Raw genomic sequence first — 21,269 nt, forward strand, 5'->3', positions numbered from 1 at the left:
CGATGACGACTTTTAAAGAATTTCAGGCGAAGTATACGCCGATTATCAACGACTATTTAGAGCAAAACTTGGCTAAGGAAAGCGATGATCCCCGTTTTGCCGAAATCATGGCTTATTCGGTCATGGCTGGTGGCAAGCGCCTGCGGCCGCTCCTCTTTTTGGCAACTTTAGATAGCTTAGGAAAAAAGATTGACCAACAGGCAGTTCAAACGGCTTGCGGGATCGAATTAATCCATACTTATTCCCTGATCCACGATGACTTGCCAGCCATGGACAATGACGATTACCGGCGCGGCAAATTAACCAGCCACAAGAAGTGGGGCGAAGCTGAAGCCATTTTGGCTGGGGATGGACTTTTGCCCTTAGGGATCCAGTGGATCGCTGAAGGTAGCCAGTCAGCCAAGCTAGTTGAAATCATCACCAAGGCCGTGGGCCCAGCCGGCATGGTGGGCGGCCAATACCTGGACATTGACACGACCAACAATGATGCAGTTGATGCCCAAACTATCGACCACATGGAATGGCTGAAGACGGGCTGCTTAATTTTGGCCAGTGTTGAAATGGCAACCGCTTTTGCCGGTGCTGGTCAAGAGCAAGCGGATAATTACTTGGCCTTTGCCAAGGACTTTGGCCGGGGCTACCAGCTCTATGACGACTTGGTGGACATCGTGGAAACCAGTGAAGAAGCTGGCAAGATGACCCACAAGGACCAAGAAGTTGGCAAAAACAACTCCTTGACCATGCAAGGGGCTGCGGAAACCAGACAAGAACTCAAAGACTTGATTGCCAAGGGGCAAGCTGCTTTGGCAGGCGAAAATGCTGAAGTCTTGCTCGGCTTTTTAGACTTGTACCAGAAGGTGCTTTAATGACGAAAAAAGAAAGAGTAGATGTCATTCTTGCAAATAAGGGAATTTTTAACTCCCGCAGCCAGGCCCAACGGGCGATCATGGCAGGTTTAGTTACCGACCACAACCACCAGCGGATCGACAAAGCCGGGGAAAAGTTCCCAGTTGACGAAGAATTTTTCATCAAAAAAGACAAGCTGAAGTACGTGTCACGAGGCGGCTTTAAGCTAGAAAAAGCCGTCAAGATCTGGCAGATCGACTTAAAAGACAAGATTTGCCTAGACATTGGAGCTTCGACTGGCGGCTTTACCGATGTGGCTCTGCAAAATGGGGCCAAGCTGGTTTATGCCTTGGACGTTGGCTACAACCAACTCGCCTGGCAGCTCCGGGACGACCCTCGAGTGGTGGTGATGGAGCGGCAGAACTTCCGTTATTCTGTGCCCGCTGATTTTACCGAAGGCCTACCAGACTTTGCTATGACAGACGTGTCCTTTATTTCCCTAGACTTGATCATGCCGCCAATGTATGACATCTTGAAAGACCAAGGCGAAGCCGTGTGCCTGATCAAGCCGCAATTTGAAGCTGGCCCAGAAAACGTCGGCAAGCATGGGATCGTTAGAGACCATGCCGTCCACGAGAGCGTCATCCGCCACACGGCCCAAAAGGCCCTAGAGATCGGCTTTGACGTCTTAGGGATCGACTATTCTCCAATCAAGGGGGGCAAGGGCAATATCGAGTTCTTGATCCACCTGAAAAAGGACCTGGCCAATCCTGGTCAAAACTTGTGGAATGGGCAAATCAGCGACGTCATTCAGGCAGCTGACCAGGGCTTATAGAAAGGGTAAGTGTGGTATCTGATGCTGATTGAACTAGATATCCAAAATTTTGCCATTATCAAAAGCTTGAAAATCATGTTCCAGCCGCAGATGACGGTCTTAATCGGGGAAACCGGTGCTGGGAAATCCATCCTGATTGATGCCTTGTCCCTGCTTCTTGGCCACCGGGCCCAAAAGGAAATGGTGCGCTCAGGTCAAAATAAGGCGGTTGTTACCGGCCTTTTCACCTTGAGAGATGAAGAAATGGCCGAAGTCAGCCAGATTGCGGCTGATTACGGCCTGCCCATGGACGGGGATGACCTGATCATCAGCCGGGAAATTTCTAGCAAGGGCCGGAATGTCATCCGGATCAACGGTCAGCTAACGACCATTACAGCTTTAGGAAAAATCGGCGAGTACCTGGTCGACATCCATGGGCAAAACGACCAGCAGATGCTGATGGACCAAAGCCGGCAGGTGGACCTGGTTGATGAGTATGCTGGCAAGGCTTTTAAGGAAAAGCTAGCTGAATACCAAGCTTCCTATGGCCAGTGGCTGAAGATTAAGCATCAATTAGAGCAGCTCCGCCGCAATGCTCAGGAACTGGCCCAGAGACAGGACATTCTCCAGTTCCAAGTGGAAGAATTGACCCAAGCTGATTTGACGACCCCAAATGAGGACCAAGAGTTAAGCGATGAGTTCAATAAGCTGAACAACTACCAGCGGATTGCGGAATCTGCCAATTTTTTGATTCAGCTCTTTGATGATGATGAGCATGGCTTGACCAACCTCTTGGGGGATGCGCAAGGGACAGCCGAAGACTTAGCAGATCTTGACAAGGACTTTAAGAACGTGGCCCAGTCAGTTACCGATGGGGTCTATTCCTTAAGCGATGCCCGCTCTGAACTTGGCGACCTCTTAGACAGCATGGAATTTGACGAAGAGCGCTACCAGTATGTGCAAAATCGCCTGGATCTTTTGAACAACTTGAAGAAAAAGTACGGTCCAAGTCTAGAAGACGTCTTTGCCTTTTATGAAAAAGCCTCAAAAGAACTCAGCCAGTTTGAAACCGGCGGCTTAGACGAAGACAAGCTGGTCAAGGAACTGGAAAAGATTGAAGCTGTGATGACCGAGCAGGCCAATCGCCTTCACCAAGACCGGGAGGTAACCAGCTTGAAGCTTGAAAGTGCGATTAAGAAGGAACTAGCTGACCTCTACATGGACAAGGCACGTTTTTCCATCCGCTTTGCCAAGACCGACAGCTTTACCGAAAAGGGGACAGACGACCTAGCCTTCTATATCGCTCCAAACCCAGGTGAAGAGCTGATGCCGTTAGTCAAGATCGTGTCTGGCGGGGAACAGTCTCGTTTGATTTTGGCTTTGAAGTCTATCTTCTCCAAGGTTGAACCAGTGGGCACCATGGTCTTTGACGAAGTTGATACCGGGGTTTCCGGTAGAGTTTCAGCGGCAATCGGGAAAAAGATGCACGCCATCGCCAAGGACAAGCAGGTCATTGCCATCACGCACGCGCCGCAAGTTGCGGCTAGCGCGGATCACCGCTTTGCCATCTCCAAGCAGGTGGCAGATGGCGAGACCTTTACCAAGGTTGAGCCGCTGGATCAAGAAGCCAGCGTGAAGATGATTGCCCAGATGATGGCCGGGGCCAATGTGACTGAAGCCGCAGAAAAAAATGCGGCTGACCTCATTGCCAGTCAAAAAATAGAATAATTTTTTAAAACGACTTTAATTTGCTAAAGTCGTTTTTTCTTTTGCTTGATTTTGTAAGATTTAACGAAAAAGCGATAATTAGCAGGATATGTTAATTTTATTAACTATTGGCCGAAAATATAACTAAAAAGCGATGAAGGTTCTTGACAAATTAAAGTATTTATTTTAATATGATTTTAACCAGAAAATAATGTAAGCAGATTTACCAAAACAAGAGTGAGGGAGAAAAAATGAAGTACTCGAAAATTGGCGTAAGTCTTCTTTCAGTTGCTGCAGCAGCCTTGTTAACGGCCTGCGGCAACCAGCAATCTAGTTCTGATAAAAAGCAGTTCTCTTGGTCAACCAGTGCAGAACTGTCAACCATCGATATGTCCAAGTCAAGTGACACGATCAGTTATGACCAGCTCCGCAATACCATGGAAGGCTTGTACCGGACCGGTAAAAGCGGCAAGATCATGCCGGGTTTAGCAACCAGCTCGACGGTTTCTAAGGACGGCAAGACCTATACCTTTACCTTGCGCAAGTCCCGATGGAGCGACGGCAGTGAAGTCACGGCTAAGGACTTCGTCTATTCTTGGCGCCGGACCGTTAATCCGAAGACGGCATCTGAATATGCCTACCTCTTTGAAGGCATTAAGAATGCAACTGCGATTACGGCTGGCAAGAAGCCTTTGACTAGTTTAGGCGTTAAGGCAGTAGGCAAGTATAAACTGGTCGTCACGCTAGATCGGCGAATACCGTACTTTAAGAACCTAATGGCCTTTGCCTTGTTCTTCCCGCAATCAGAAAAAGCCGTCAAGAAGTACGGGTCAAAGTACGGGACGGCTTCAAAGTATATGCTGTATAATGGTCCATTTGTTCAAAAAGGCTGGACTGGCTCTAACTTGTCCTGGAAGATGGTGAAGAACAAGTACTACTGGGATAAGAAGAATGTCAAGGTTGACCAGATCAACTGGAGCGTGCAAAAGACGCCGGCAACGGCCTACAACCTCTATCAAACGAATAAACTGGATGCCTTTAGCCTTGACTCTTCGCAAACCAAGCAATTGGCTAAGAAGTCCGGCTTCCAATTGATCAACAACGGTGGGACGGCTTACCTCCAATACAACTTGCAAAAGGACAAGAACCTGGCTAATGCCAAGATCCGGCAAGCGATCTCGATGGCTATCGACCGGACTGGCCTTTGCTCAACTTTAGGCGGCAACAATAAGGCAGCCAAGACCTTTACGGCTAGCGGCTTGATGCATGTTGATGGTCAAGAATATACTAGCGGAATCAGCTCAGCTTCTGAAACTTACAACCAGTACAACCCAAAGAAGGCTAAGAAGCTCTTTAAGGAAGGCTTAGCAGAACTGGGCAAGTCCTCAATTACGGTTTCCATCCTGGCTGATGATACGGACAACGGCAAAAAGACCGTTGAAGCCCTGCAAAGTGAACTTGAAGAAAATCTGGGCAGCATCAAGGTTGAAACCTCAACTGTGCCATTCAAGACCCGGATGGCGCGCCGGGAAGCAGGGAAGTTTGATATTATGCTGTCAACGTGGATTGCTGACTTTAACGATGCGATTTCCTTCCTGGACCTGATGACCAGCAACAACACCAGAAACTATGGTAAGTGGAAGAGCTCAGAATACGACAGCTTGATCGCTAAGTCTAAGGTAACGGCCTCAGCAACTGAACGGGTGAAGTACCTGCAAGAAGCTGAAGCGATCCTCCTCAAAGACGAAGGGATCACCCCAGTTTACTACATGACGACGGCTTACTTAATCAGACCTGACATCAAGAACGTCTACAACGACAACTTGGGCGGTTGGCAGTTTAAGTATGCGGAAGTCAAGTAGCTAGTAAATATGCTAAAAAGATCAGCTTAGCTGGTCTTTTTTATTTTTCAAATATAGAAGTACAAAAAAGAAATACTAGGGCAATTCCACAGTCAAAACATCATTAACCGTGAGTAGGTAAAAAATCTTGCTGTCGGCATCGCGAAAGACGAAGCGACTGGCAGACAGGCGCTTAGTAATCTTGCCTACTTTCCAAGAACCGTCCTTTAAGGTGATGAGGGCATAGGACCGGTTCAACATGGCTTCTTGCAAATGCTGCAGGTTTTCGCTTAATTCATCGGGCATGATCGCTAGGCGGTCGGGGTCATAAGCGAACAAGTAATGAAATGCTTTCTTAATTGGTTGAACAGCATGCTTGGCAAAAGACGCAATTTGGGACATAATATATTCAGACTCCTTAAATTAGAACTCAATTTGAACTTCGAACGTTTGTTTGTGATTCTATTATACGAACCTGTGTTCAAAAATGCAAGGCTTATTTTGAAAAAAGCTTTTTTTCTTGCCTAGTACTTGAAGAAAGGGCCCGAATGGTCCAAAATAGAATTACTAGTCAGAAAAGGAGCAATCATGGCAGATAAAGGATTATTGCTGGTCCTGTCCGGTCCTTCTGGGGTTGGCAAGGGAACAGTTAAAAGTGCAATCGTAGAACACAAGGTTTTCCCATTTGAATACTCAGTCTCAATGACTACCCGTAAGCCTCGTGAAGGCGAAGTTGATGGGAAAGACTACTTCTTTGTCACTAGAGAAGAATTCAAGCAGGCAATTGCCAACAATGAGCTGCTTGAATACAATGAATACGTCGGCAATTTGTACGGCACCCCTCTTGGCCCAGTCAAGAAGATGCTGGCCGAAGGCAAGGACGTGCTCTTGGAAATTGACGTTAATGGGGCACAGAAAGTCCGGGAACAAATGCCAGATGGCGTATTTATTTTCCTGACGCCGCCAGATTTGCATACCCTGCGTGACCGCTTGGAACACCGGGGGACTGAGTCTGAAGAAGTAATTCGGGGTCGGATTGCCCAAGCCCGTAAAGAAATCCTCGTGATGCAGGATTATGATTATGCCGTTGTTAACGATACGGTAGCCAATGCCGTTTCCCACATCAAGGCCATCGTGGATGCCGAACACGTTAGCGTTAAGCGGGTAATCGATGATTATCGTAAAATGGTAGAGGAGGACTAAGTATGAGAATTACCTACCCATCAATTGACAAGTTGTTAGACGAAATCGACTCAAGATATTCCCTTTCAGTTTTAGCAGCTAAGAGAGCCCATGAATTGGAAGCTGGCAAGCCGGGCGCCTTGGACAACTACCACAACTTAAAGCCAGTTGGCCAAGCTTTGGAAGAAATTGCCGCCGGCAAGGTCACGATTGACGAAGATCATGATGCTAAGGCTGACCAAGCTGCAGAATAAGTTTTAAAGGAGCGGATAAAGCAACCCGCTCCTTTTTGTATGGATTTGCTTGTAAAAGATAGGTGATTGCGTGATTGCACAAGTAATTGTCGATGTCGCCGCTAGGCAGACTGACCGCACCTTTGACTATCTAGTGCCAGAGGGCTTAGAAATTGCCATTGGCAGCCGGGTCATCGTGCCTTTTGGCAACAGAAAGGTGCAGGGCTTTGTGGTCGGCTTTAGTGAAAAGAGCCAGTTTCAGGGACAGCTCAAGGACCTGCTGTTAGTCGTTGACGAAATGCCGCCATTGACCAAAGAACTGGTAGACTTGTCGGCTGATCTTGCCCAGCAGATTTTTGCCTACCGGATCAGCATTTTGAAGACCATGCTGCCGAGCGTCATGCGGGCCAATTACCGGAAAATCCTGGTGCCGGTCAGTGAAAGGGCCAAGGCTATGCCCTTTTTTGCCGGGGATGTGCTGGATTTAAGCAAGATTAGTGATCCGCATTTGCTGAAGCTGGTCAGCCAGCTCTTGAAAAATGGGGATGCGGAAGTCGAGTACCTGGTTGAAGACAAGGCCAAAAAGAAAATGGCAGTTCTGTATACGCCCCTTTTGCCACTAGAAGGCTACCAGGAGCTTTTGACCAAGGTAAAAAAGAACGCCGTTCAGCAGCAAAAACTTTTGACGGATCTCTGTGAGAATTTTGCGGCTTATCCCAAAACGCGCGAGCAGCTAGAAGGGCAGAGCATTAGCTTAGGGGCCTTAAACGGTGCCGTCCAAAAAGGCTGGCTGGGCCAAAAGCAGGTTGAAAGCTACAGAAAGCCTGCTGTCTTAGCCAAGGAAAAAAGTCAGCCGAAAAAACTAAACGCTGAGCAAGAAGCGGCTTATGAAGCCGTCAGCCAGGATATCCGAGATAAAAAGAGCCAAACCTTCTTGCTGGAAGGGGTGACGGGCAGTGGCAAGACCGAGGTCTACTTGCAAACGATCAGTGAAGCCTTAAAAATTGGCCGGACCGCCTTGATGCTGGTGCCGGAAATTTCTTTGACGCCGCAAATGGTGGCCCAGGTCCAAGCTCGCTTTGGCAGGGAAGTAGCGGTTCTTCACTCTGCCTTGTCTGAAGGCGAGCGCTATGATGAATGGCGGCGAATCCGCCGGGGACAAGCCAAGGTCGTGGTCGGCGCTCGCAGCGCCGTTTTTGCCCCTTTAGACAACATTGGCTTAATCATCATCGATGAAGAACATGAAGGCACGTATAAGCAGGATAAAAATCCCCGCTATCATGCAAGAGACGTGGCTATCTGGCGAAGCCGCTACCACCACTGCCCCTTGATTTTGGGCAGTGCAACGCCGTCATTAGGCAGCCGGGCCCGGGCTCAAAAGGAGCTATTTAAGCTGCTCACTTTGAAAAAGCGGGCCAAGAGCCAGGCCCTGCCGCGTGTTGACCTGATTGACTTAAAGCACGTCCAGTTTGCTGGCGGGCAGTTTGACATTTCCGTCAATCTGGCTGAAGCCATTCAAAAGCGGCTAGACCGCCGCGAACAGGTCATTTTGCTCTTAAACAGGCGGGGCTTTGCCAACTTCATGCTCTGCCGCAATTGCGGTTTTGTCTTAAAGTGCCCAAATTGCGACTTATCACTTACCATGCACAAGGATACAGGCGTCATGCAGTGCCACTACTGCGGACACCAAGAGGCAATCCCAACTATTTGCCCTAACTGCCATGACCGGCAAATCCGCTTTTTAGGAACGGGGACTCAGAAGGTGCAAGAAGAATTAGGAGAGCTCTTTCCTAGCGCCAAAGTCCTGCGGATGGACGTAGATACGACTAGGCGTAAGGGCAGCTATGAAAAAATCCTGACAGCCTTTGGCCAAGGCGAAGCTGACATCCTCCTTGGCACCCAAATGATTGCCAAGGGCTTGGACTTCCCAAACGTGACCTTGGTTGGCGTTATCAATGCCGATACCGGCCTGTGGCTGCCTGACTACAATGCTTCTGAAAAAACTTTTGAGCTCTTGACCCAGGTCGCAGGCCGGGCAGGCCGGGCGGATAAAGAGGGCCAAGTCATGATCCAGACTTATAATCCGGACCACTATGCCATTGCCTTAGCCCAAAAGCAGGACTACGAGCTGTTTTACGCCAAAGAAATGCAAGTCCGGCGGGCCGGCAACTATCCGCCATACTTTTACACGGTCTTGGTGACGATTGCCTCTAAAAATGAGCAAAATGCTGCAAGAGAAGCTTTTAACATTAAAAGAGTCCTCATGGCCCAGCTCCACCAACCGACCATTATTTTGGGACCAGCCCCTGCCACAGTTTCTCGGCTAAAAAATCAGTATCTTTACCAAATCCTGGTAAAATATAAAAAAGAAGATAAGTTAAATGCCCTGCTTCACCAGTTGCAAGACCAGGCACAGGAAATCAAGAAGTATGGCTTAACGGTTGAAATCGACACTGAACCAGAAAGAATCATGTAAATCAAGCAAAGGAAAAGCATAATATGAATTCAGTAATTTTTTTAGGGACGCCAGCCTTTGGCGCGACTGTTTTAGAAGGCTTGATCAAGACCGGCTACGACATTAAAGCCGTAGTTACTCAGCCTGACAAAAAGGTGGGCCGCAAGCAAAAGATCGTTTATTCACCAGTCAAGGAACTGGCATTAAAATACGCTCTGCCGCTTTATCAGCCAGCCCATTTATCTAAGTCAGACGACTTGAACGCCCTGATGGCCATTCAGCCAGACTTTTTGATTACTGCGGCCTTTGGCCAATTTTTGCCAACGCGCTTTTTAAAGACGGCAAAGATCGCAGCAGTCAACGTCCACGGCTCCCTTTTGCCTAAGTACCGGGGCGGGGCACCGATTCAGTATGCAGTTAGAAATGGGGATAGCGAAACCGGCGTAACCATCATGGAAATGGTCAAGGAAATGGATGCCGGCGACATGTACGCCCAAGCCAAATTGCCAATCGGGCCAGACGAAACCAGCGGCGAAATTTTTGAAAAACTGGCACCTTTAGGCCGGGACCTGCTCTTAGAGACCCTGCCAAAGATTGCTAATGGCGAAATCGTTAAAAAGCCGCAAGACTCAAGTCAGGTAGTCTTTTCTCCAACCATTGAAAAGAGCGAAGAAAGAATTCCGCTGACCTTGACGGCGCAAGAAGCCAAAAACCTGATCCGGGCCCTGAACCCCGATCCCGGCGCTTACTTAGTGATCCAAGGCAAGCGGCTTAAGGTTTGGGCTGCTGAGGTTGCTGAAGACAATACCAGCCTGCCAGCTGGCTGCTTGGTTTCAAACCAAGGCCGCTTTGCCATCAGCTTTGCAGGGTCAACCGTCTTGAACTTGACCGAAGTTCAGCCAGTTGGCAAGAAGGCCATGAAGGTGAAGGATTTTTTGAATGGCCAAGGCAAGAAGTTTAACGCAGGAGACCAAATCGTTGATGAAGACTAATGCCCGCAGCGTCGCCCTTGAAACCCTGATCAAGGTCCTGGTTCAAGGCTCGTACTCCAATATCAGCTTAAATCACGCGCTAAAAGCGGCCAAGCTGCCTGCCGAAGAGTCGCGCCTGGCAACCAACCTGGTTTACGGGACCCTGCAAAACAAGCTCTATTTGGACTACCAGCTAAAGGATCTGGTCAAGGCCAAGCTGGAAGAAGCCTACATTGAGCCGCTCTTATTGATGTCGATCTACCAGCTGCTCCTTTTGGACAAGGTGCCAGCTAGAGCGGTCCTGGATGAGGCCAATAAATTAGCCAAGGCCTTTGGCAAGCCGCGTTCTAGCGGCTACCGCCTGGTTAACGGCATTCTGCGCTCTTTCCAAAGACGCGGGCCAGTCATGCCTAAAGAAAATGATCCTGATTATTTAAGCGTCAAGTACAGCGAGCCTAAGTGGCTGGCCGACTATTTTGTCGCTAACTGGGGAGCCAAGCGGGCCGAGAAGATCATGGCCAGTTTCAACACTCATGCCAAAAATGAGATCCGGATTTCTAGCCTGGTTAAAGAGGGTCAAGTCGTTTACGACCTGAAAAAAGCCCATTTTAACCCGGTTGAATCATCTTTAGCTGATAGAAGCTACTCCTTGAGCCGGGGCGGGATCATTTTGACTGACTTTTTCAAAGAGGGTCAAGTCACCGTGCAAGACGAAGCAGCCAGCTTGGTGGCTGAAGCCTTTGACTTTACTGGCAATGAGCGCGTTCTCGATGCCTGTGCCGCTCCTGGCGGCAAGACCATCCAACTGGCAGAGAAAGTGCCAGAAGGTCAAGTCACGGCCTTAGACATCCATGAGAAAAAACTCCGCCTGGTTAGAGAAAATGCCCAAAGAATGCAGGTAGCAGACCGCGTTGAAACCAAGGCCTTAGATGCCCGCAAGGCGGGAGGGTATTTTTCAAGAGGAGAATTTGATAAAATACTAATAGATGCACCTTGTTCTGGATTAGGACTTTTGCGCCGCAAGCCGGAAATCCGCTATAGCAAACAGCCAGCGGACATTACCAACTTAGCGCAAATTCAGCTCGACATCTTAAACGAAGTCGCGGGTCTATTAAAGGCGGGCGGGGAGTTAGTTTACTCCACTTGCTCAATTTCCGTAGAAGAAAATGAGGAAAACGTCAAAAAGTTTCTCAAGGCCCACCCAGACTTTACCTTGAAGCCATTTAAAACGGCCAAGGTCAAAGCCGAGCAAGGGATGCTGAAGATCCTGCCAGACAGTTATAACAGTGATGGATTTTTCATTGCCAAATTTACGACAAGAGGTTAGTACCTGTGATTAAGACAGCATTTGCTTCAAGCATTGGTAGAGTAAGAAAGAGCAACCAAGATTTTGTCCAGATTTTTAAGAATCAAGCTGGTGTAACCATGGCCATCGTCTGCGACGGCATGGGCGGCCACCAGGGCGGCGACGTCGCCTCCACTATGGCCGTTAGCCACTTAGGGCATAATTTTATGACGACGGATTTGACCGACAAGCGCCTGGCCAAGAAGTGGCTGGACGTGCAGCTGCGGGCTGAAAACGAGACGATCTTGAAGGCCGCCGACCGCTTCCCGGACTTAAACGGGATGGGGACCACCATCGTTTTGGCAATCTTTTTTGAAAAAGATGTGCTCCTGGCTCACCTGGGCGACTCCCGGGCTTATGTCTACTCTGAAGGCAACTTTATCCAGCTGACTGAAGACCACTCCTTGGTCAATGAGCTGGTCAAGATGGGGCAAATCACCAAAGAACAGGCTAAGAACCACCCACAGAAAAACATCATCACTCAAGCTTTAGGTGTATCAAGTACGATTGATCCAGAATATAATGAACTTGAAATGAAGAATCATGACGTATTCTTGCTTTGCACCGATGGTTTGACCAACTCCTTGTCTGACCCCTTGATTCAGCAGGTTTTAGCAACCAAGGGCTTGTCTTTGCAAGAATGCTGCAATAAATTGGTCAATGAGGCCAACCGCTTAGGCGGCGGGGACAACATCACCGTTTGCCTGGCGGTAAATGAGGAGGATGGCGCGAGTGATCAATAAAGGTTATTTGCTTGGAGACCGTTACCGGATCGTCGACACCTTGGGTGAAGGCGGCATGGCTAACGTGTACTTAGCTGATGACATCATTTTGAAGAGACAAGTCGCCGTTAAAATTATTCGTCTTGATTTGCAAAAGGATTCTAAGGTTTTAGCGCGCTTCCAGCGAGAAGCCCTAGCCACTAGTGAATTAAGCCACCCCAACATCGTTTCTGTTTTTGACGTGGGGACCGATCACGGTTTGCCATACATGGTAATGGAATACGTTAAAGGGCCGGACTTAAAGGACTATATTCGTGAAAATTCGCCGATTCCCTTGCCCAAAGTCATCACCATCATGGACCAGATCCTGTCTGCCATGGCTTTGGCCCACAAGCATGGCGTAATTCACCGGGACTTAAAGCCGCAGAATATTTTGATGGACGAAAAGGGCAATATCAAAATCGCTGACTTTGGGATTGCCGTTGCCTTGAATCAAAGTGCCATCACCCAAACCAACTCGGTTTTGGGCTCGGTTCACTACATGTCGCCGGAGCAAACGCGCGGCGGGATGGTTACCAAGCAATCAGATATTTATTCTTTGGGGATTATCCTCTATGAGCTGCTAACGGGCGAAGTGCCTTTTAGCGGCGAAACGCCAGTGGTGATTGCCTTAAAGCATGCCGAAGACCAAATTCCGTCTTTGCGCAAGCAAAACAAGGAAATTCCGCAAGCCTTGGAAAACGTGGTTTTAAAAGCGACCGCCAAGGATCCGCGGGACCGCTATGCTTCGGTAGAAGAAATGCAGGCTGACTTAGACAGCAGCTTAGACCCAAGCCGGGCTAGCGAGCCAGTCTTTCAGCCCAGCCACTCCCGCGATGATGAAACCAAGATCTTGCCGGCTTTAAACGGCAAGGTCATGAAGATGGAGAAAGAAACTGAAGAGGCCGAGGAAAAAGAAAAGCCAAAGCGGTCGATTTGGAAGAATATTAAAAAGTACAAGTGGTGGTGGATTGGGTCCATTTTTCCAATCTTAGCCATCTTGGTCTTCATGGCTTTGGCTGTCGGGCACAACAATGTCCGCGTGCCAAATGTGGTCAACATGTCGGAAAAGGCGGCTCGGGTGTCCTTAAAAGAATCTGGCTTAGCCATTGGCCAGGTTACGCGGGAATATTCTAGCAAGATCAAAAAGGGCAAGGTGGTCTCGACTACGCCGGCTGCCGACAGCCCGGTTTCCAAGGGCCACAAGGTCAATTTAGTGGTCTCTAAAGGCCCGAACCTGACCAAGGTGCCGGATGTCGAAGGAGATAATGTTTCGGCAGCTAAAAAGAAGCTGACCAAGCTAGGCTTTAAGGTTAAGGTCAAATATGCACCTTCTAACGAATACGTGCCTAATCTGGTTATTTCCCAGAATATTAAGGCTGGACGCAGGGTAGATGCGGCAAATACTGCGATTACCCTGACTGTGTCTGAGCCCTTAGAAGATGAGCCTAAAGCCACCAGCTCCAGCAGCAAGGATACTTTTGCCTTGGCTGACTTAAAGGGCAAGAACCTGACAGCGGCGCAATCTTATGCTAAGAGCAAGAAGCTAACCTTGAAGGTGACCAAAGAAGCTTCTGACAGCGTGGATGAGGGGAAGATTATTTCTACTAGCCCAGCTGCCGGCAGTCAGGTCTCAGCCGGGGATACTTTAGAAGTGGTTGTTTCAACCGGTGCTGAAACTAAAGAAGTGAAGAAGACTTATACTGTGGAATACCAGGCTAGCGATGACAGCTCATCATCGAGTTCAGCAAGTTCTAGTGATGACTCTTCATCATCGTCATCGTCCTCAGCTTCTTCTAGTTCTGAAGATAAGGGCAATCATGTCCAGATCTACATTCAAGATGATGATCACAGCATCGGCAATATTTACCGAGACCAATACATTACCAAGGATACTGATTTTACGATTACTTTTTCCATTAAGGACAACCCTGGCAAGATCAAGATTGTCAGAGATGGGGAAACGGTCGTAAATGAGACCGTGTCTAAAGACGAAAGCGGGGACTAAATGCCGGAATTAGTTGAAGGCGTCGTGGTATCGCTGATTGCAGGCTACTATGACGTAAAAACGCCAGCAGGACTGGTACGGACCAGGGCCAAAGGAGCTTTTCGCAAGACCAAGGAAAAGCCCCAGGTTGGCGACCGGGTAAAGGTGAAGCTAGACGAACAGGGTCTGGCTTATTTGGTGAGCATTTTGCCAAGAAAAAATCGCATCGGCCGGCCGGCAGTGGCCAACGTCAGCCACGTCCTGTTGGTAATTTCGGCTGTTGAACCGGACTTTTCGGTGCAGCTCTTAGACCGCTTTTTAACCTTCTTCTCCTGGCAAGGCGTCCAAGTGACGATTTACCTGTCAAAAAGCGACCTTTTGGGCGAAGACAAGCTCAAGGAAGTTGAAGACCAGTTAGCCTACTACCAAAAAATCGGCTATCCGGTTTATTTGGACCGGTCAAAACTGGCGGAAGACCTGCCGGGAAAGATTGGCCCAGAAGCCATTTGGACCCTAGCTGGTCAATCCGGTGCCGGCAAGTCGACTTTGCTCAACTTCATCAAGGAAGACGCTAAGCAAGAAACCGGTGCGATCTCAACTAGTCTTAACCGGGGCAAGCACACGACCAGAAAGGTCACGCTGTTTAAGTTAGGCGAGGGCTTTTTGGCCGATACGCCAGGCTTTTCTTCGATTGACCTGACGCCGATTAAATTGACGGATTTAGCCAGTTATTTCGTAGAATTTAAGGCACTTAGCTCCGGTTGCAAGTTCCGGGGCTGCCAGCACCTGCATGAGCCTAAGTGCGCGGTCAAGGATGCCTTGGAAAAAGGCGAAATCGCCCGGTTCCGCTATGATGACTATCTAGCCATGCGGACAGAAATTGAAGAAGGGCGAATTCCGGAATATTTGAAATAGTGTGGTAGGGGATGCAAGAAATATAAAAATGGATGCATATGTATTGCTAGGTGGACCAAAAGAAGACTGGCCAAGCGACATCAAAGAGCAATTTGTTTCTGCCCAAAAAGCTGGCGACTTAATTATCGGGGTGGACCGTGGCGCCCTCTTTTTGCTAGAGCTGGGGATCAGACCCGATGTTGCCATTGGCGATTTTGACTCGCTGATAGCTGAGGAATTGGGATGGGTGGAAAATACGGTCGGGGATGTCCGCTATTCCGTCCCTAAAAAAGACTGGACAGACTCTGAGCTGATGCTGGCCATTGCCTTTGAAGACTACCAGGTAGACAAATTATTTGTCTACGGAGCAACAGGCGGGCGGCTCGACCATGCCATGATCAACTTCTTTGGCATCCTCAATCCTGATTTGCGGCAGTATGCCAACCAGCTTTACTTGGTCGACAAGCAGAACCTGCTTTTTTACCGGTCAGCTGGTCAATACCAGGTTCAAAAGCAGGACTATGCCTATTTTGGCGTGACCTGCCTGACTCCGGTCAAAAATTTGGCAATTGAAGGGGCACTATATGAACTTGCACCGTACAGCGGCGACTACATTCGCTCCTTTACCTCTAACGAATTTTTGCCAAACCAGGATACTTTTACCTTGAAATTAGAGAGCGGAATCGTAGCGATTTTGTACTCCAAGGACCTGGTAAGATTCGACAATGTGAATGATTAAGATTAAGCGTACCAAGTGGTACGCTTTTTTCTTTGACCAAAGATAAAAGTAAGGCTATACATATTGTTTACAAAAGGGATTTTATACATAAATGTTGATTGCTTATTGTGCCTCAACGAATAATTGATTAATTAGGCCTTTAAGATTACAATAAGCTTAAAAGATAAATAACTGCTGTGTTTAAAAATAGGAGGAAATTATGGATCATTGGAAGAAACTCAAGGATCTAGCAATCGTTGCGACTGCCGGGGTGGCAGCCGTTGGCTTTAGCCAGCAAAAGACGGAAAACGTGCAAGCGGCCACGACCACCAAGGCTAAGAAGCCGGCCAGTCAACTGACGACGGCGCAAAATCAGCAAAAGGCTGCGCAAAAGCAGGTAACCAAGGCGGACAAGGCCAATAAGGCAGCTATTAAGGCTGTAAAGACGGCACAAAAGGCCGTCAATTCTGCTGGCCAAAAGGTCGCTGATGCTCAAATGGTAGCTGACGCTAGTCCAGTTGATGTTGCTCAAGACAAGGTCAATACTGCTAATAGCCAAGTAACGGAAGCACAAGATGCGGTTAATAAGGCTCAAACCGGCGTTGATCAAGCGGCTAAGGCAGCTAGCGACCAACAAGGGCAAGTAGCGGCTGCTCAAACGAAGCAAAAGAGTGCCCAAGCAGAAGTCGATAAGACTGGCTTGACGGCTGCTGAAAGCAAGGCTAAAGTGGCTAGCGACAAGGCCAGCCAAGCAGCAAAGACTGCGAGCGATGCTAAGGCTAAGCAAGAGGCTGCTCAAAAGGCGGCTAATAGTGCTAGCCAACAGGTTTCTGACACCAATAACCAATTAACTGCTAAGAACAAGGAAAAAGATAGTGCTCAAAACGCGGTCAACAGTGCGCAAGCAGCAAGCAATGATGCTAACAGCAAGAAGAGCGCTCAGGAAAAGACGGTAGCTGATGCCAAGAATGCACAAAGCGCCGCTCAAAAGGCTTTGAACGACGTTAATTTACCGGGTGCGCAAAATGACAAGAACAATGCGGCTAATGCGGCTAATGACGCTAATAACGCCGAAAAGGCCGCAGAAAATACGTTAAGCCAGGCAACCGCTAAGGCCAGTCAAACCGCAGCTGCACTTACTTCTGCCCAAAACGCTAAGAATGCGGCTGACAGCGAAGTCAATAGCGACCAGCAGAAGGCAAATTCAGCTCAAACTGCCTACAACTCAGCCAAGTCAGCTTACGACCAAGCTCAAAGCAAGCTGACTAGCAGTCAGGCAGCTCAAAAGGCGGCTCAACAAGCTTACGATGCTTACCCAACCATTAACGCTAGTGCTGAAATTAAGGCGGCAACGCAAAAGTATGCTGAAGCTGAGAGAGCATATGCTGAGAATGAAACGACTGCTAACAATAATGCTTTGAGTCAAGCGAAAGCGGCCTGGGATGCTGCACTGACCAAGGGAAAGAGCCTTGTTAATAATTATGTAGGTACCGACAAGGACATGACAGTTAACTTAGATTTGAACAATTTGTCTAGTGATCAACAGACCGAATTGAGCCAATATGCGGCTCAGTTGATCAATTCAGCTCGTTCAAGCTTTGGGATGGAACAATACGCTGGGAAATTAATCGTATCAAAAGGTGCGATGTCAGCAGCTAGTGAAATTGCAAAAAAGTACCTTCAAGACAAGTGGAATAGTGCTCAAAATGGTCATGACAACAAGGCGGTTAATGGCGTTGCAAGTGAATATGGTGCTATGACTTTAGACAACAGTCAGGGTCAAGCAATTGAAAACTTGTCAACTAAGCTGAGTGTGAATGATTTGTCCAAGGTGACGATGTACGAAGCAAAGTCTGATGTCTATGATGCAATTTTGGGGATGCTGTATGATGATGCAGATGAGGATAATGGCCATGCTTATAGCCTACTTGGGTTAAATGTGCAAAAATTCTCTGCTGCGAAAGTTGATTTGAAGAATCTCCAAACTTACTTTGGCATTTCCTCAGATGCATATCAATTTTCAGGATTAGGTCAATATAACCAAAATTCACACTACCATCTAATTCTTGTACCAAATGTAAAGAATGCAACGATTAGCAGTACAGAAGAAACTGCTAATGGGACGATTACTCACTACAAGACTTATTACGGCTACGTTAATAACGAATCCACTTGGCAAAGCAAGCAAGGTACGCAAACCTTGGCAAGCACTTATGACCTAGCAACTCTGAAGGCAAATCTGGATAGTGCTAATACTGCCTTAGCCTCAGCTCAAGCAGACTATAACACTAAGGCAAATGCCTACAGTTCAGCTAAGAGCGCCTTGGACTCTGCTAATACTGCTTTGGCTAATGCCAAAAATAACCAATCCGCTAAGGCAGCTGCTTTATCCAAGGCGCAAAGTGAAGCCTCAGTAGCAGCTACTGCCAAGACTAATGCCGCTAATGCTTTGACTGCTGCTAAAAATAAGCAAGCTTCCACTGCATCTGCACTTAAAGCTGCGGAAGCCAAATTGGCTGAGGCAACTGCTCAATATGCTGAAAAGTCTAAGGCACTGGACAATGCTAACGCCAACTTGTCAGCCCAAGAAAAGACTTTAGATTCACTGACCAAGGACGCAAGCAACTATCAAGCAGCCTTGAAGTCAGCTCAGGACCATTTGAGCAAGGTGACGAGCGAAGCTAACGCCTTGTCAGCTAAGTTGACTGAACTCAAGAACCAAGCTGCTTCAGCACAAGCTGAATTGTCCAAGGCAAATTCTGCCTTAACTAGTGCTGAACAAGCGCAAAAGACTGCGGACAATGAAAAGGCTTCTGCAGATTCTGCTTTAGCTGCTGTTCAAAAGTCTGCCGCTCCGAAGAAGGCAGCGCTAGACGCCGCTAACAAGGAATTGTCTGCCGCTCAAACCAAGCTGGCTGAACTTCAAAAGACTGCGGACAGTGCGAAGTCTGACTTAGCTTCTAAACAGGAAAACCTGGCAAATGCTCAAGCTGACCAAAAGACGGCAAACGATAATCTGACTGCTGCTCAAGTAGCTCAAGACGCTTTAACTAGTGCGCAAAACGCTTTGGACAAGGCAGAAGCCACCCTTAAGTCTGCTAAGTCTAAGGCCGCTAAGACTGCTAAAGCTTTGAAGACCGCTAAAGCAGCTAAGGCCAAGGCTGACAAGGCCGTTGCTACGGCCAAGAAGCGGGCCAAGGTTGCTGGCATCGTTAACAAGACTGCCAAGCAAATCAAGACTAAGTCAACCAAGTCAAAGAAGACTACTAAGGCTAAGTCTAAAAAGAAGACCACTAAAAAGAAGACTACTAAAAAGAAAGTAACCAAGAAGAGCAAAAAGGCTAAGAAGACTGCGCGGAAGTCGACTGCTAAGAAAGTCAAGAAGACAACTCGCAAGTCAAAAAAGGCTAAGAAAACTGTTAAGAAGACGGTCAAGAAGGCCAAGAGCAAGAAATAATTGGTAAGTAATAAGCATTCTGCTATTTCGGATTGATCTGAAGTAGCGGGATGCTTATTTTTCTAAAGAGAAATGATTTGCCTCTAGAAGAGTGATAACTTTTTATCAATGATAGCGATTGAAATGGGCGCTTTTTGAGCTTACAATTAAAAAAGAAAAATAATTGTGTGTTGAAAAATAGGAGGAAATTATGGATCGTTGGAAGAAACTCAAGGATCTCGCAATCGTTGCCACTGTTGGTGTTGCGGCAGTTGGCATTAGTCAGCAAAGAGTGGAAAATGTGCAAGCCGCGACGACTGCCAAGGCTAAAAAGCCGGCTAGTCAATTGACCCAGGCGCAAAACGCACAAAAGGCTGCTCAAAAGAAACTGATGGCAGCGGAAGAAAATAAAAAAACAACTGAAAAAACTTATAATTTAGCTAAAGCCACCTATATTGGAAGTGAAAAGAAATATTTGGCAAGTAAAGCTGTGCAAGAGAATGCGAAACAGGCTCATGATTATGTTCCAAAAATTGTGGCTAATAACGAAATCAGAGTAGCTACGCAAAATTATGCTAAGGCTATTAGAGAATATTTCGCAGATGATACGAACACTGATAGTACCAAAATTGACCAAGCAGAAAAAGCTTGGTCAAAAGCATTAGTCAAAGGAAAAGATATTCCAAATGAATATGTTGGATTAGATCAAGATCAAAAAGTAAAAATTGATCTTAATAATTTGACTGTTGATCAGCAGAATCAACTAACTAATTATGCGGTTGAGGTGATTAACTCTGCCCGATCCAGTTTTGGGATGAATCAATTCTCTGGTGGCTTTGTTGCTTCAAAGGGGGCAATTGCTGCAGCTAGCGAAATTGCTAAAAAATATTCAGAAGATAAGTGGGATTCTAATAAAAATGGCCATGATAATAAAGTGGTAAATGAAGTGGCAAGTGAATATGGTTTAATGTCTATAGATAATAGTGAGGGACAGGCAATAGAAAACTTGTCAACCCAAAGTGGGTCATCAAAATTAACTATGTTTGAAGCAAAGAGATTTATCTATGAATCTATTTTGGGCATGCTTTATGACGACGCTTCTTCAGAAAATGGCCACGCTAAAAGCTTGTTAGGCTTAGATGACCAGTATTATATGACGGTTACAAGAACAAAACAAATTGATTTGGTATATTTTGGCCTTTCAACGGATGGCTATATTCCATCAGGGTCAAAAACTAGTGAAAACTTTCGTCATTTGCACTTTATTGTTGTGCCAAACATTAAAAAAACAACTGTCCAAAAAACTGAAGACAGCTTTACGACTTACTTAGCACCAATAGATAATGAGAATACTTGGGAAAGTAAGTCAGGAAATATTACTCTCCCAAATCCATACGATCCATCAGTACTTCAAGCAAATTTAAATAAGGCGAATATGGAATTGGCACCCATCAAAGCTGACTTTGATGCCAAAAAAGCTAGTTTTCAAAAAGCAAAGCAATCTTATGATAATGCAAAAGTTGTCCTAAAAAGCGCAAAAGCAATAGTAAACAAGGCTAACAAGGCAGTAGCAACAGCTAAAAAACGTGCTAAGGCAACCAGCATCGTTAATAAGACCGCTAAGCAAATCAAGAAGACTACTAAGAAGAAGTCTACGAAGGCTAAGTCTAAGAAAAAGACTGCTAAGAAAGTCGTAAAAAAGACTACGAAGAAAACGACCAAGGCTAAGTCAAAGAAGGTCACTAAGAAGCCAGTGAAGAAAGCTACGAAGAAGACTTCTAAGAAGTCGACTAAAAAGACCAAGAAAGCAGTCAAGAAGAGTACTAAGAAGGCTAAAAGTAAAAAGAAATAGTTTGTAGCCAAAAAAGGCCTCGTTCCAGAAATGGAATGAGACCTTTTTTTCAAATGTTGATGCACAAACTGATGTACAAAATCGCTTAAATTTAATTTTTTCCAAAAAGAAAACTCGCTAGATCAAAGATCCAACGAGCTTTTTTAGTCACTAGACACGGGTAACTTTACCAGACTTCAAAGTCTTAGTTGAAACCCAAACGCGCTTAGGCTTGCCGTTTACAAGAA

At 47.0% G+C, this 21,269-nt stretch carries 16 protein-coding genes and 1 pseudogene; 15 read left to right on the forward strand and 2 right to left on the reverse strand.

The window, feature by feature from the left end; translation table 11 throughout:
• Positions 1 to 2: 2 nt before the first annotated feature.
• The 4 genes from ACI4WN_RS00415 (at position 3) to ACI4WN_RS00430 (ending at position 5,229) form a co-directional block, all read left to right on the forward strand.
• Positions 3 to 866, forward strand: a complete 864-nt coding sequence (locus tag ACI4WN_RS00415) for a polyprenyl synthetase family protein (protein WP_439776496.1) — start codon at positions 3 to 5, stop codon at positions 864 to 866.
• The gene (locus ACI4WN_RS00420) at positions 866 to 1,681 is read left to right on the forward strand and encodes a TlyA family RNA methyltransferase (protein WP_412131715.1); all 816 of its coding nucleotides are present in this window, start codon (positions 866 to 868) and stop codon (positions 1,679 to 1,681) included. The genes ACI4WN_RS00415 and ACI4WN_RS00420 overlap by 1 nt, the downstream gene beginning before the upstream one ends.
• A gap of 21 nt (positions 1,682 to 1,702) precedes the next feature.
• Positions 1,703 to 3,388: a DNA repair protein RecN gene (recN, locus tag ACI4WN_RS00425; RefSeq protein WP_439776497.1), complete on the forward strand. Its 1,686-nt coding sequence runs from the start codon at positions 1,703 to 1,705 to the stop codon at positions 3,386 to 3,388.
• A gap of 230 nt (positions 3,389 to 3,618) precedes the next feature.
• Positions 3,619 to 5,229 (forward strand): peptide ABC transporter substrate-binding protein, encoded by a 1,611-nt coding sequence (locus ACI4WN_RS00430; RefSeq protein ID WP_439776498.1) that lies wholly within the window; start codon positions 3,619 to 3,621, stop codon positions 5,227 to 5,229.
• Positions 5,230 to 5,304: 75 nt separating this feature from the next.
• Here ACI4WN_RS00430 and ACI4WN_RS00435 read toward each other — a convergent pair whose 3' ends face one another.
• Positions 5,305 to 5,610 (reverse strand): hypothetical protein, encoded by a 306-nt coding sequence (locus tag ACI4WN_RS00435; protein ID WP_439776499.1) that lies wholly within the window; start codon positions 5,608 to 5,610, stop codon positions 5,305 to 5,307.
• Between the two features lie 186 nt (positions 5,611 to 5,796).
• Between ACI4WN_RS00435 and gmk the strand changes: the two genes are divergently transcribed.
• The 11 genes from gmk (at position 5,797) to ACI4WN_RS00490 (ending at position 21,042) form a co-directional block, all read left to right on the forward strand.
• Complete coding sequence (gene gmk / locus ACI4WN_RS00440; protein WP_439776500.1) at positions 5,797 to 6,411, forward strand: guanylate kinase; 615 nt, start codon at positions 5,797 to 5,799, stop codon at positions 6,409 to 6,411.
• A 2-nt stretch (positions 6,412 to 6,413) separates the two neighbouring features.
• Entirely contained in the window at positions 6,414 to 6,644 is a 231-nt protein-coding gene (gene rpoZ, locus ACI4WN_RS00445; RefSeq protein WP_009558218.1) for a DNA-directed RNA polymerase subunit omega, read from the forward strand.
• Positions 6,645 to 6,714: 70 nt separating this feature from the next.
• Positions 6,715 to 9,099 (forward strand): primosomal protein N', encoded by a 2,385-nt coding sequence (priA, locus tag ACI4WN_RS00450; protein WP_439776501.1) that lies wholly within the window; start codon positions 6,715 to 6,717, stop codon positions 9,097 to 9,099.
• A 23-nt stretch (positions 9,100 to 9,122) separates the two neighbouring features.
• Positions 9,123 to 10,070, forward strand: coding sequence for a methionyl-tRNA formyltransferase (fmt, locus tag ACI4WN_RS00455; protein WP_439776502.1), 948 nt, complete (start codon positions 9,123 to 9,125; stop codon positions 10,068 to 10,070).
• Positions 10,060 to 11,376, forward strand: coding sequence for a 16S rRNA (cytosine(967)-C(5))-methyltransferase RsmB (gene rsmB / locus ACI4WN_RS00460; protein WP_439776510.1), 1,317 nt, complete (start codon positions 10,060 to 10,062; stop codon positions 11,374 to 11,376). The genes fmt and rsmB overlap by 11 nt, the downstream gene beginning before the upstream one ends.
• Before the next feature lie 5 nt (positions 11,377 to 11,381).
• Entirely contained in the window at positions 11,382 to 12,137 is a 756-nt protein-coding gene (locus tag ACI4WN_RS00465) for a Stp1/IreP family PP2C-type Ser/Thr phosphatase (RefSeq protein WP_439776503.1), read from the forward strand.
• Positions 12,127 to 14,163, forward strand: a complete 2,037-nt coding sequence (gene pknB / locus ACI4WN_RS00470) for a Stk1 family PASTA domain-containing Ser/Thr kinase (RefSeq protein ID WP_439776504.1) — start codon at positions 12,127 to 12,129, stop codon at positions 14,161 to 14,163. The genes ACI4WN_RS00465 and pknB overlap by 11 nt, the downstream gene beginning before the upstream one ends.
• Positions 14,164 to 15,057: a ribosome small subunit-dependent GTPase A gene (rsgA, locus tag ACI4WN_RS00475; RefSeq protein ID WP_439776505.1), complete on the forward strand. Its 894-nt coding sequence runs from the start codon at positions 14,164 to 14,166 to the stop codon at positions 15,055 to 15,057.
• 28 nt (positions 15,058 to 15,085) lie between these two features.
• Positions 15,086 to 15,775: a thiamine diphosphokinase gene (locus tag ACI4WN_RS00480; protein WP_439776506.1), complete on the forward strand. Its 690-nt coding sequence runs from the start codon at positions 15,086 to 15,088 to the stop codon at positions 15,773 to 15,775.
• Positions 15,776 to 15,974: 199 nt separating this feature from the next.
• Positions 15,975 to 19,211, forward strand: a complete 3,237-nt coding sequence (locus ACI4WN_RS00485) for an SEC10/PgrA surface exclusion domain-containing protein (RefSeq protein WP_439776507.1) — start codon at positions 15,975 to 15,977, stop codon at positions 19,209 to 19,211.
• 190 nt (positions 19,212 to 19,401) lie between these two features.
• Complete coding sequence (locus ACI4WN_RS00490; protein ID WP_439776508.1) at positions 19,402 to 21,042, forward strand: SEC10/PgrA surface exclusion domain-containing protein; 1,641 nt, start codon at positions 19,402 to 19,404, stop codon at positions 21,040 to 21,042.
• Positions 21,043 to 21,192: 150 nt separating this feature from the next.
• On the opposite strand, the pseudogene ACI4WN_RS00495 reads toward ACI4WN_RS00490, so the two are convergent.
• Positions 21,193 to 21,269: pseudogene (locus tag ACI4WN_RS00495) on the reverse strand (50S ribosomal protein L28); the annotation flags it as partial.

The sequence above is a fragment of the Lactobacillus sp. genome, assembly GCF_051893255.1.
GTDB lineage: Bacteria > Bacillota > Bacilli > Lactobacillales > Lactobacillaceae > Lactobacillus.